This window comes from Stenotrophomonas sp. YJH_SMC_91 (genome assembly GCF_059368495.1).
The window spans coordinates 141,642-153,897 of sequence record NZ_JCAFRT010000006.1 but is presented as its reverse complement, the minus strand read 5'-3'; the positions used below and the strand labels follow the sequence as shown (position 1 = coordinate 153,897).

The window sequence follows — 12,256 nt, the reverse complement described above, 5'->3', positions numbered from 1 at the left end:
AAGTATGCCACGGCCCCGGGCGTTCGTCCTTGGGCCGTTTGGCAGGGGCGTTCGGGTTACAGGGGCGGGGCCACCGCCCCGCGTGCCGCGTAGAAGGACTCGCGGAAGGCCAGGAAGGTTCCCGCCTCGATGGCCGCGCGGATGTCGGCCATCAGCTTTTCGTAATAGAACAGGTTGTGCAGGGTACCGAGCATCGGCGCCAGCATCTCGTTGCAGCGGTCCAGGTGGCGCAGGTAGGAACGCGTGTAACCGCCGGTGCAGGCCACGCAGCCGCAGCCCGGCTCGATCGGGTCCATGTCCCGCGCGTACTGGGAATTTCGGATGCGAACGGTGCCGAACGAGGTGAAATAGTGGCCGTTGCGGGCGTTACGGGTGGGCATCACGCAGTCGAACATGTCCACGCCACGTGCGACACCCTCGACGAGGTCCTCCGGCCGGCCCACACCCATCAGGTAGCGCGGACGGTCGCTTGGCAGCTCCGGGTCCAGGTGGTCGAGCATGGCGTTGCGCTCGTGCTCCGGCTCGCCCACGGCCAGGCCGCCGACGGCATAGCCGTCAAAGCCGATCGCCTGCAGGGCCTCGGCCGAGCGGCTGCGCAGGTCGGTGTGCACGCCGCCCTGGACGATGCCGAAAAGGGCCGCGTCATTGCCCAGCTCGTCATGCGCGTTGCGGCTGCGCTGGGCCCAGCGCAGGCTCAGCTCCATCGACCGACGCGCCACATCCTCGGTGGCCGGGTACGGGGTGCACTCGTCGAAGATCATCACCACGTCCGAATCGAGCACCTTCTGGATCTTCATGCTCTCTTCCGGGCCCAGGAACACACGGGCGCCGTCGGTGGGCGAGGCAAAGGTCACGCCCTGCTCGGTGATCTTGCGGCGGTGGGCCAGCGAGAACACCTGGAAGCCACCGGAGTCGGTCAGGATCGGGCCGTCCCAGCGGCAGAAGCCGTGCAGGCCGCCGTGGTCGGCGATGATGTCCAAACCCGGGCGCAGGTACAGGTGGAAGGTGTTGCCGAGGATGATCTCGGCGCCCAGCGCGCGCACATCGTCCGGCAGGATGCCCTTGACCGAGCCATAGGTCCCCACCGGCATGAAGGCCGGCGTTTCCACCGTGCCACGCGGGAAGGTCAGGCGGCCACGGCGGGCACGGCCGTCGCGGGTCTGGAGCTGGAACTGCAGTCGGGACATGGAGCGGTCATTCGGGCAAATAGTTGCTCATTGTCTCCCAAAACCGGCTCGACCGCCCATTCAGGCCTGAACGGCACGGCAGTAGAGCCACGCCATGCGTGGCTTTCCTGGTCTCCAGGCACCTGCAAGTGCGCACCAACGGTGCGCACCCACCACAAGCAGGCAGAGGTCAGCGCCCTACCCCGCCTGCGGGAACAGCAGCATCGCGTCGCCGTAGCTGAAGAAGCGGTAGCGCTGCTCGATCGCGTGCCGGTAGGCCTCGAACACGCGCTCCTTGCCGGCGAACGCGGAGATCATCATCAGCAGCGTGCTTTCCGGCAGGTGGAAGTTGGTCACCATCGCGTCGACGCTGCGGATGCGGTAACCCGGGGTGATGAAGATCTGCGTTTCACCGGCAAACGGCAGCAGCTCGCCGTCGCGCATCGCGCTTTCCAGCGCGCGCACCACGGTGGTGCCGACGCCGATCACGCGGCCGCCGGCGGCGCGCGTGCGCCGCACCTGCTGCACCAGCTCGGCACCCACGTTCAGCCACTCGCGGTGCATCACGTGGTCCTTCAGGTCATCGGCACGCACCGGCTGGAAGGTGCCTGCACCCACGTGCAGGGTGACGTGCCCGAACTCCACGCCCTTGTCCTTCAGTGCGGCCAGCAGCGGTTCGTCGAAATGCAGGCCGGCGGTCGGCGCCGCCACCGCCCCCACTTCGCGCGCGAACACAGTCTGATAGCGCTCGCGGTCGTCCACGCCCGGCTCGCGCTGGATGTACGGCGGCAGCGGCAGGCGGCCGGCGTGCAGCAGCCACTGTTCCAGCGATTCCGGCACATGGAACTGCAGTACGTAGAACTCGCCATCGCGGCCCAGCACCTCTGCTTCACCGCCGGCATCCAGCGCGATGCGGCTGCCGGCCTTCGGTGACTTGCTGGCGCCCACCTGGGCACGTGCCTGCTGGCCGCCCAGCAGGCGCTCGATCAGTATCTCCACGCGGCCACCGCTGGCCTTCTGCCCGAACAGGCGCGCCGGGATCACCCGGGTGTCGTTGAACACCAGCAGGTCGCCCGGCTGCAGCAGCGACGGCAGGTCGCGCACCTGCAGGTCGGTGAAGGCATCGGGCGCCGGCGGTACCAGCAGCAGGCGGCTTGCGGAACGTTCGGCCAGCGGGGCCTGCGCGATCAGTTCAGCCGGCAGGTCGTAATGGAAATCGGACTTCTTCAAGGCAGTGGGCGGCAACAGGTCGACAATGGCGCGCATTGTACGTCCAGCGTCTGCGAGCCGGCGTGCTTCGCGGCGAACGTCGCGGAAAATGCTGCTATGCAGCAGGTTTCTGCGGGGTTATCGCGCAAAAAAACAAGTGCTAGCATCGAGCCGGAAGTCCGCTGCACGAGCCTGCCCCCAAGCGCGCGTGATGACGCGCGTTTTGCTTTTGAAGACCCGTGCGACCCATTGTTTCAGGAGATCTGCAATGAGCTTCATCGAACGCCTCGCCCCCCTGCGCAGCCAGCCCGGCACCCGTCTCACCACCGGGCTGGACGATGCCACCCTGACCGCCCTGTCCGCCAACCACCCGCAGCTGATCGCTGCGGTGGACGCCGCTGCCGAGGAGTTCGCGCGCGTGCAGGCCGACCTGGGGCCGCTGCTGGCGCAGGACGAACAGGCGCAGATCGACGCGATGCAGGACGGTTTCGTCAATTTCTACGCCGATGACGCGGTGACCCCGTACGTGGCACTGGCTGCGCGCGGCCCATGGGTGGTCACCCTGAAGGGCGCCGTGCTGTACGACGCCGGCGGCTACGGCATGCTCGGCTTCGGGCACGCCCCTGACGCCGTGTTGGAGGCGATGGCCCGCCCGCAGGTGATGGCCAACATCATGACCCCCAGCCTGTCGCAGCAGCGTTTCATCACCGCCCTGCGCGCCGAGATCGGCCACCGCCGTGGCGGCTGCCCGTTCGCCCGTTTCATGTGCCTGAATTCCGGTTCCGAAGCGGTTGGCCTGGCCGCGCGCATCGCCGACGTCAACGCCAAGCTGCAGACCGACCCGGGTGCGCGCCACGCTGGCGCTGCGATCAAGCGCGTGGTGGTCAAGGGCAGCTTCCATGGCCGTACCGATCGCCCTGCCCTGTATTCCGATTCCAGCCGCAAGAGCTACATGCAGCACCTGGCCAGCTACCGCGGTGAGGACTCGGTGATCACCGTGGCGCCGTACGACGAAGCCGGCCTGCGCAAGGTGTTCGAGGACGCCGCACGCAACCAGTGGTTCATCGAGGCGGTGTTCCTGGAACCGGTGATGGGCGAAGGCGATCCGGGGCGTTCGGTGCCGCCGTCGTTCTATGCCGTTGCCCGCGAACTGACCCGTGCCCACGGCAGCCTGCTGCTGCTCGACTCGATCCAGGCCGGCCTGCGCGCGCATGGCGTGCTGTCGGTGGTCGATTACCCGGGCTTCGAAGGCCTCGACCCGCCGGACATGGAGACCTATTCCAAGGCCCTCAACGCCGCGCAGTACCCGCTGTCGGTGCTGGCGGTGACCGAGCATGCCGCGCAGCTGTACCGCAAGGGCATCTATGGCAATACCATGACCAGCAACCCGCGTGCGCTGGACGTGGCCTGCGCCACCCTGGCCCAGCTGACCCCGCAGGTGCGCGCCAACATCGCCGAACGCGGTGCCGAGGCCGTGCGCAAGCTGGAACAGCTGAAGAACGAGCTGGGCGGGCTGATCACCAAGGTGCAGGGCACCGGTCTGCTGTTCTCCTGCGAGCTGGCCCCGCAGTTCAAGTGCTACGGTGCCAACTCGACCGAGGAATGGCTGCGCCAGCACGGCATCAACGTGATCCACGGCGGCGAGAACTCGCTGCGCTTCACCCCGCACTTCGGCATGGACAGCGAGGAGCTGGACCTGCTGGTGGGCATGGTCGGCCGCGCCCTGCGTGAAGGCCCGCGCCGCGAGCAGGCCGCTGCCGCGTAAGCCTGCTTGGCGTTTGTAGAGTCGAGCCGTGCTCGACTCGGCCTTTGCCGCGATCTGAACGAAGATCAGCCGAGCATGGCTCGGCTCTACAGAAGGGCTCATAATCCAAGGACACCCCGTCCCCGACCGCCCTGCGGTTGGCGACGGGGCGTTTTCGTTTCCGGCCAAGAGACAGGAAGATCCATGAAATCGATCTGTGTGTACTGTGGTTCCAACGCTGGCAGCAAGCCGGCCTACACCGAACGCGCCATTGCCCTGGGTGACCGCATCGCCCGCGACGGCCTGCGCCTGGTGTATGGCGGCGGCAACGTCGGCCTGATGGGAACCGTGGCCAATGCCGTGCTCGCCGCTGGCGGCGAGGTGACCGGCGTGATCCCGCGCCAGCTGGCCGACTGGGAAGTGGCGCACCGTGGCCTGACCGAACTGGAGATCGTCGGTTCGATGCATGAGCGCAAGTCGCGCATGTTCGATCTTGCCGACGGTTTCGTCGCCCTGCCCGGCGGCTTCGGCACCATGGAAGAGATCTTCGAGATGCTGACCTGGCGCCAGCTGGGCATCGGCAACAAGCCATGCGCATTCCTCGATGTGGACGGCTTCTACGCCCCGCTGATCGGCATGATCGATCGCATGGTGGAAGAACGCTTCCTGCATCCGGACCAGCGCCAGGACCTGTGGTACGGCTCGGACATCGAAGAGATGCTGGAGTGGATGAAGAACTACCAGCCGGCCCAGGCCTCGAAGTGGATCGACGAGAAGCGCCGCGCCGCCCTGCGATGATGCAGCTGCACGCGGTGGCTCAGGCCGCCGCGTGCGCCCACGGCGCGGGCCGCCCCAGCAGGTAGCCCTGGCCGTAGTCGCAGCCCAGTTCACGCAGGGTCTGCCGCTGCGCGTCGGTCTCGATGCCTTCGCCAATGGTCTCAATGCCCAGCGTGCGCGCCAGCGACAGCACGCCTTCCACCAGCGCCCGCGTACTCTGCACTTCCGGACCGTGCAGGCCGGCGATGAAGCTCTGGTCGATCTTCAGCGTGCTGATCGGGAAACGGTGCAGGTAGGACAGCGCGGAGAACCCGGTACCGAAATCGTCCAGCTGCACCTGGATGCCGCGCTCGCGCAGGCCCTGCAGGATACGCAGCGTGTGCGGGCCGTCGTCCAGCAACGCCACCTCGGTGATTTCCAGGCGCAGCCGGCGCGGATCGGCACCACAGCTGTCGAGCAGGCCGAACAGGCGATCACTGAACTCTGCCGAGCGGAAATGCCGGGGCGATACGTTCACCGAGACGTAGCCTTCGCCTCCCCGTGCCAGCCCCGCGATGACCTGCTCGTAGATCAGCCAGTCCACCTGTTCGATCAGGCCGCTCTCTTCACCCAGCTCCAGGAACGCGCCGGGCAGCAGCAGGCCACGGCGCTCATGCTGCCAGCGCAGCAGCGCCTCGTGACCGACCACTTCGCCGTCGGACAAGCGCACGATCGGCTGGTAGAACGGCACGAAATCGCGGTTGTTGATCGCACGGCGCAGGTCGGCTTCCAGGTCCAGGCTGCGCATGGCTTCTTCGCGCATGTCCTCGTCGAAGATCGCACAGCGGTCATGGCCCTGCGCCTTGGCCCGGTACATGGCCGCATCCGCATCGCGCAGCAGCTCTTCTCCGGTGCGGTAGCGCGGATTCCACAGGGCAATGCCCAGGCTGCCGGACGGAAACAGTTCGCGCCCGGCGATCCACATCGATTCCTGCAACGCCAGCAGCAGCCGCTGGCCGAAATCCAGTGCCTGCGCCAGGCCCTGCGGGCACTGCAGCAGCACAGCGAACTCATCACCGCCAAGCCGGGCCACCACATCTTCGGCACCTGCCATCGACACGATGCGCTTGGCCACTTCCACCAGCATGCGGTCGCCGGCGGCATGGCCGATGCTGTCGTTGACCAGCTTGAAGCGGTCCAGATCGAGGAACAGCACGGCGAACACCGGTCCGCCCTCGCGCTTGGCCAGCGCCAGTGAATCCTGCAGGCGATCCAGCAGGTGCAGGCGGTTGGGCAGGCCTGTCAGCGCATCGTGCATGGCCTGGTGGGTCAGGCGCTGCTCGGCACGCAGGCGCTCACCGATCTGCCCAAGCAGCTTTTCGTTGACCTCGGCCAGTTCGCGGGTGCGTTCCTCAACGCGCTTTTCCAGCTCGGCATGTGCCGAACGCAGCCGCTGCTGGTCGCGCTGGCGCGCAAGCCCGGTTCCGATGTTCTGCGCAACGAAGGTCAGCAGCCGCTGATCGTGCACGCTGAACGTGCTGTTCTCGCTGTAGCTCTGCACCACGATCGCCCCCACCACCTCATCGTCGCGCAGCAACGGCACGCCCAGCCAGCAATGCGAGCGCGCGCCGGACTCGCGCACTTCACCACTGGCCAGCAGCGCATCGATCTGCGCGCGTGACGCCAGCAGCGGGCGCCGGTTGCGCACCACGTATTCGGTCAGGCCCCGGCTGAACGGCCGTGGCGCGCGGCTGGCATTGTGCTCGTCCACCGAATACACGAAGTCCAGGCCGTTGCCGGCCGGGTTGACCAGGGCGATGTAGAAATTGCGTGCGTCGAGCAGGCGCCCGACCACCCCATGCACCTGACCATAGAACTGGTCCAGGCTGTCGGCTGACATCGCCATCTCGGCGATGTTGTACAGCGCGGTCTGCAACTGTTCGGCACGGCGACGCTCGGCCACCTCATCCTGCAGGCTGCGGTTGGCGCGCTGCAGTTCCTGGGTGCGCCGCGCCACCTGCTGCTCCAGCCGCACCTGCGCCTGGCGCCGGTCCATCGCGGTCTGTACGTGCTGCGCAACGAAGCCCAGCAATGCGCGCTCGGCCTCGCCATAGCGGGCCGCCTGTTCATAGCTCTGAACCACGATGGCGCCGCAGACGCGGCCGTCGCGCAGCATCGGCACGCCCAGCCAGTCCAGGCTTTCGGGCCCACGCTGCGGGTCGTGCTCCTGTTCCATCACCTGCGCCAGCAGTCTGCGCGAGGGACCACTGAGCGGCTTGCCATGGCGCAACAGCGCCACGGTCAGGCTGCGCGGCATCTCGCTGGCGTCATGGCTCTGCGTGGGATCGGCGACGAAGTCATCGACCTGATCGGCGAAGTACAGGAAGCGTATCTGGTCGCGCACATCGTCGTATTCCACGATGTAGCAGTTCTCGGCATACATCAGCGTGCCCAGCACACCATGCACGTGGCGCAGCATCTCGGGCATTTCCAGGTCGGCACCGGCCAGATCTGCAATCTGGAACAGGGCCTGCTGCAGCCGTTCGGCCTCTTCCAGTGCCTTGATCTGGCCGGCCTGGCGGCCGCGCTGCAGCGCCAGCTCCATCGCCTGCCGGGCCAGCCCCCACCACGCGGGTGAAGGCACCGCGCCCGCAACCGACAGCAGCAGCCGCGCACCGTCATACTCCCAGCCGTGCTGGCCATCGCCGGTGGCGGGCTCCACGGACGCAGCGCTGTCAATCGCATGCAAGGGCCAGCCCCCTCGGCCACTCCCCAGCTGCGGGTCGTCCCAGCCAACGCGGACCACGGCCGTTTCCGGCAAAAGCGCATGCAACGCGCGCACCAGCGCCGTGCTCAACACGGCCTCGTGTAGTGGCTCTTCCGCCGATTCAGCATGCGTGGACAAATGACAATCTCTTGGCGCCGTCTGTGCGTCGCCTCCCCTGAGCCGCCGAGCATAGCGCGCCACCCGGGGGGCAATGGAAGCCCGTAAACCCCGAATCGTGCGCCCGTACGTTTTTCGTGCTGTCCGTAGCTGCTTCCATGCCATGAACCTCGCCCTGCCCGCCCCTGCCACCGGCTATGCGCCACCGCCTGCAGGCCTTACCCTGTACGCCGTGGAAGCCAGCGCACTGCCAACCGATGAAGCCTTGATGCTGGCCTGGGCCGGTGGCGACCTGCGCGCGTTCGAAAGCCTGTATGGGCGCCACCGCAAGCGCCTGTTCGGCTTCCTGCTGCGGCAACTGCGCGACACCGCGCTGGCCGAGGAGATCTTCCAGGACGTCTGGCAGCGGGTGATCAGCGCCCGTGCCGGGTGGCAACCGGACGCGGCGTTCAGCACCTGGCTGTTCCGCATCGCCCACAACCGCCTGAACGACCATTGGCGCGCCGCCCGCCACCGCCCGGCTGCCCCGGCCGATGCCGATCTGCGCCTGGCCGTGATCGAGGATGGGCAGACCCCGGAAGGCGAGCTTTCCGAATTCGAACAACGTCGCCGCATCCAGCTGGCGATGGAACAACTGCCGCCTGAGCAGCGCGAAGTGCTGCAACTGCGGCTGGATCAGGAACTGAGCCTGGAGGAGATCGGCCAGATCACCGGCGTAGGCCGGGAAACCGTGAAATCGCGGCTGCGCTATGCGATGGACAAGCTGCGTGCGGGATTGAACGCATGAACCGAGACGAACCGCTGACGCCGGAAGAACGCGAGCTGGCCCGGCTGCTCGGCCGTCGCGCCGAGCAGGCTCCGCCCGCCGCACTGGACGCTGCCATCCTGGCCGCGGCCCGCGCTGCCGTGGACGCGCCGGCGGCCGATGCGGTCGCCTCTCCCGAGGCGCCGCGCACGCAGCGCACACGCCCGCGTTGGCCGGCGGTGTTCGGCATCGCCGCCTCGATGGTGTTTGCCATCGGCATCGCCTGGCAGCTGCGTCCGGAACCGCCGCCGGTTCCGGCCGGTGAGGCCGCTGTTGCTGCGGCACCGGCAGCGGCAGAAGACGTTGCGGCTGCCGATCAGGCCGCTGACCGCAGTGCAGCCGACAGCGCTGTGGCGGCCGCCGAACCAAGCGCTGCGCCCGCAGCACCCGAGGCCGCCCCTGTTGCCGCTGCCCCGGCACCGGCCATCGCACGCGCGCCCGAGCCGGCGCCGGCCGAGACCGCTGAAGCGCCGGCCCAGGCTGCACGATCGATGGCTGCGGATGCGGCCGCCGATACCGCCTTTGCGGCCCTCCCGCCAGCGCCGACGGCAACACCGGCCGCAGCGCCGCCTGCGCCACCGGCATCCGCCGCCTACTCGGCACCGGCACCTGCACCGGCATTCGCGCCGGCAGCGTCCGGGGCACTGAAAGCACGCACGGCCGCGGCACCTGCACCGGCAGCCAATGCCGCCGAGGTCGAGCGGGCGGAGGCGCTGGATCGGGTGGAGATCACCTCGATGAAGCGTGAGGCTCCCAGCCGTTCGGCTCCGGGCATCATGCGCCGCGGCAGCGATGCGGGCCTGAGCGCGGATACCGTGCAGGCCGAGGTGGACGCCGACGCGCGCCTGCCACGCCGGCAGTGGCTGCAGAAAATCCGCGAGCGCCGTGACCAGGACCAGCGCGACCTCGCCCGCGCCAGCCTGGAGCGCTACATCCAGCAATATCCGGAAGCGCGCCTGCCGCGCGACCTGCGCCCGCTGCTGGACGACTGAAACGGGCGGGGGTACCCGGCAACACCGTAGAATGGCGGGAATGCTCGATACCCTCGCCCAGCCCGTCAGCCACACGCTGGAAGTCAAACACAGCCGTTTCATCGCCCATGCCGCGCCGATCGACGGCGCCCCCGCAGCGCTGGCGTTCCTGCAACAGGTTGCCGTGGCCGACGCCACGCACAACTGCTGGGCCTACCGGCATGGCCAGGACTACCGCTCCAGCGATGATGGCGAGCCGGCAGGCACCGCCGGGCGGCCGATCCTGGCCGCGATCGACGGGCAGGGCTTCGACCGGGTGATGGTGGTGGTGACGCGCTGGTTCGGTGGCATCAAGCTCGGCGCCGGCGGCCTGGTCCGGGCGTACGGTGGCGCCGCCGCAGAATGCCTGCGCACCGCGCCGCGGCTGGCGCTGGTCGCCATGGCACGGCTGCAGCTGCAGGCCGGCTTCGAAGACCTGGGCACCCTGCATGCGGCCCTTCCGGGGTTCGGCGCGGAGAAGCGCGATGAACAGTTCGACGCGAACGGGGTGTGCCTGCGGGTCGAATTGCCGGCCGATCAGGTCGACGCATTGAAAATCCGCCTGCGCGACGCCACTCGTGACCGTATCCGCATAGAAGACGACCACCAGGATGACTGACAAGGACGGCGCCCCCGCCTCGCCCCCGCCGCTGCGCCGCCTTGGCAGCCTGCGCACGCTATGGCCGTTCGTGCGCCGCCACAGTGGCCTGTTCACCGCCTGGCTGATGGCCCTGGCGGTGTCTTCGGCGGCCACGCTGAGCCTGCCGCCGGCGGTCAAGCAGATGATCGACCATGGCTTCAGCAGCGGCGGCCAGATCAACCGTGCCTTCGCCCTGCTGATGCTGGTGGCCGTGGTGCTGGCCCTGGCCACCGCCGCGCGCTTCTACTTCGTGTCGCTGCTGGGCGAAAAGGTCGTGGCTGACCTGCGCAGCCGCCTCTACGCACACCTCATCCAGCTCGGTGCCGGCTTCCATGACCGCAGCCGCAGCGGTGAGCTGGTCTCGCGCCTGACCGCCGACAGTGAGCTGCTGCGCAGCGTGGTCGGCTCGACCATGTCGGTGGCATTGCGCAGCAGCGTCACGGTGGTCGGCAGCCTGGCGATGCTGTTCGTCACCAGCCCGCGGCTGGCGGCGTGGTCGCTGCTGGGTATTCCGCTTGCGGTATTGCCGATCATCATCGGTGCGCGCAAGCTGCGCACCGTCGCGCGCAGCAGCCAGGACCGCATCGCCGATGCGAACAGCCTGGCCAGCGAGACCCTGGGCGCCGTAAGGACGGTGCAGGCGCATGCACGCGAACCCTACGAGCGCGGCCGCTTCGACCATGCACTGGGCGATGCCATCAAGGCCGCCCGCCGCCGCATCGGTGCGCAGTCGCTGGTCACCGCCAGCGCCATCCTGCTGGTGTTCGGCGCCATCGTCGGCGTGCTGTGGCTGGGCGCGCACGATGTCATCGACGGCCGCCTCAGCGCAGGCACCCTTGGCCAGTTCGTGCTGTACGCGCTGATCGGTGGTGGCTCGGTCGGTGCGCTGGCCGAAGTCTGGAACGAACTGCAGCGCGCGGCCGGCGGCATGGGCCGCATCGGCGAACTGCTGCAGGAAGACATCGAGATCCGCGCGCCGGCGCAGCCGCACGTGCTGCCGCAGCCGCTGCGTGGCGAGATCCGGTTCGACGACGTGGTGTTCCATTACCCGCAGCGGCCTGACCAGGCGGCGCTGGACCATTTCAACCTGCACGTGCGCCCGGGCGAGACCGTGGCCCTGGTTGGCCCGTCCGGCGCAGGCAAGAGCACGGTGCTGTCGATGCTGCTGCGCTTCCACGATCCGGCCAGTGGCCGCATCTGCGTGGATGGCATCGACGTGCGCCAGGTCGACCCGGCCGAACTGCGCGGACAGCTGGCGCTGGTTCCGCAGCAGCCGACGCTGTTTGCCGCCAGCGCGCGCGACAACATCCGCTATGGCCGCCTGCAGGCCAGCGACAGCGAGGTGGAAGATGCCGCACGCGCCGCCGAGGCGGACGGATTCCTGCGCGCGTTGCCGCAGGGCTATGACAGTGAGCTGGGCGAGCGCGGCGCCCGCCTGTCCGGTGGCCAGCAGCAGCGTGTGGCGATTGCCCGCGCACTGCTGAAGGACGCGCCGATCCTGCTGCTGGACGAAGCCACCAGCGCGTTGGACGCGCAGAGCGAGCACAGCGTGCAGCAGGCGCTGGAGCGGCTGATGGCCGGCCGCACCACGCTGGTCATTGCCCACCGCCTGGCCACTGTGCTCAAGGCCGACCGCATCGTGGTGATGGACCAGGGCCGCATCGTCGCCGAGGGCACGCACGCGCAGCTGCTGGCCGAAGGCGGACTGTACGCTGAACTTGCACGCCTGCAGTTCATCGATTGATGACGTCCGCCTAACATCGGCGCGGCCAAGCTGGCCGCGCAACAGCAGCATCCGCTGAAGGAGGTGCACGATGTCGTTCCGTCAGTTCCCCGCCGTCGACAGCAACGGCGAAAGCCACATCATCATCGAGTTCAAGCCCGAGGCGAATGGCAGCGGGCACCATTCCGAAGCCACGCCACGCTACGAGCTGGATGATGGACGGCCGCTGGTACGCGACGGCCGCGAGTTCACCACCAGTGGCGGTGAGCTGAGGCTGACGATCTGAGGTTCGCCGGGCATGGCCCGGCGCCACCGGATT

The 12,256-nt window shown here is 68.3% G+C and carries 10 protein-coding genes; 7 read left to right on the top strand and 3 right to left on the bottom strand.

The annotated features are described in order from the left end of the window. Positions 1-56: 56 nt before the first annotated feature. Together tgt and queA are read right to left on the bottom strand one after the other, a co-directional pair. Entirely contained in the window at positions 57-1,187 is a 1,131-nt protein-coding gene (gene tgt, locus AC5P5X_RS10330; RefSeq protein WP_012479928.1) for a tRNA guanosine(34) transglycosylase Tgt, read from the bottom strand. Positions 1,188-1,364: 177 nt separating this feature from the next. Next, positions 1,365-2,432 (bottom strand): tRNA preQ1(34) S-adenosylmethionine ribosyltransferase-isomerase QueA, encoded by a 1,068-nt coding sequence (gene queA / locus AC5P5X_RS10325; protein ID WP_012479927.1) that lies wholly within the window; start codon positions 2,430-2,432, stop codon positions 1,365-1,367. 211 nt (positions 2,433-2,643) lie between these two features. Between queA and AC5P5X_RS10320 the strand changes: the two genes are divergently transcribed. Continuing rightward, on the top strand, positions 2,644-4,140 hold the full coding sequence (locus AC5P5X_RS10320; RefSeq protein WP_012479926.1) for an aminotransferase class III-fold pyridoxal phosphate-dependent enzyme: 1,497 nt from the start codon (positions 2,644-2,646) through the stop codon (positions 4,138-4,140). Between the two features lie 183 nt (positions 4,141-4,323). Beyond that, positions 4,324-4,917: an LOG family protein gene (locus tag AC5P5X_RS10315; RefSeq protein WP_005409253.1), complete on the top strand. Its 594-nt coding sequence runs from the start codon at positions 4,324-4,326 to the stop codon at positions 4,915-4,917. Between the two features lie 19 nt (positions 4,918-4,936). Here AC5P5X_RS10315 and AC5P5X_RS10310 read toward each other — a convergent pair whose 3' ends face one another. After that, positions 4,937-7,735, bottom strand: coding sequence for a bifunctional diguanylate cyclase/phosphodiesterase (locus AC5P5X_RS10310; RefSeq protein ID WP_258391090.1), 2,799 nt, complete (start codon positions 7,733-7,735; stop codon positions 4,937-4,939). Positions 7,736-8,027: 292 nt separating this feature from the next. On the opposite strand from AC5P5X_RS10310, the gene AC5P5X_RS10305 reads away from it, so the two are divergent. The 5 genes from AC5P5X_RS10305 to AC5P5X_RS10285 all read left to right on the top strand — a co-directional run bounded on the left by AC5P5X_RS10305 (position 8,028) and on the right by AC5P5X_RS10285 (position 12,223). Continuing rightward, positions 8,028-8,546 carry an RNA polymerase sigma factor gene (locus tag AC5P5X_RS10305; protein WP_258391091.1) on the top strand — a complete coding sequence of 173 codons (519 nt, stop codon included), beginning with the start codon at positions 8,028-8,030 and terminating at the stop codon, positions 8,544-8,546. Beyond that, positions 8,543-9,556, top strand: coding sequence for a hypothetical protein (locus AC5P5X_RS10300; protein ID WP_111189255.1), 1,014 nt, complete (start codon positions 8,543-8,545; stop codon positions 9,554-9,556). The genes AC5P5X_RS10305 and AC5P5X_RS10300 overlap by 4 nt, the downstream gene beginning before the upstream one ends. Before the next feature lie 40 nt (positions 9,557-9,596). Continuing rightward, complete coding sequence (locus AC5P5X_RS10295) at positions 9,597-10,193, top strand: IMPACT family protein (protein ID WP_005409249.1); 597 nt, start codon at positions 9,597-9,599, stop codon at positions 10,191-10,193. Beyond that, a complete protein-coding gene (locus tag AC5P5X_RS10290; RefSeq protein ID WP_005413014.1) occupies positions 10,186-11,958 on the top strand; it encodes an ABC transporter transmembrane domain-containing protein in 1,773 nt (590 codons plus the stop codon). The genes AC5P5X_RS10295 and AC5P5X_RS10290 overlap by 8 nt, the downstream gene beginning before the upstream one ends. Before the next feature lie 70 nt (positions 11,959-12,028). Then, entirely contained in the window at positions 12,029-12,223 is a 195-nt protein-coding gene (locus AC5P5X_RS10285; RefSeq protein ID WP_005409247.1) for a hypothetical protein, read from the top strand. Positions 12,224-12,256 lie beyond the last annotated feature (33 nt).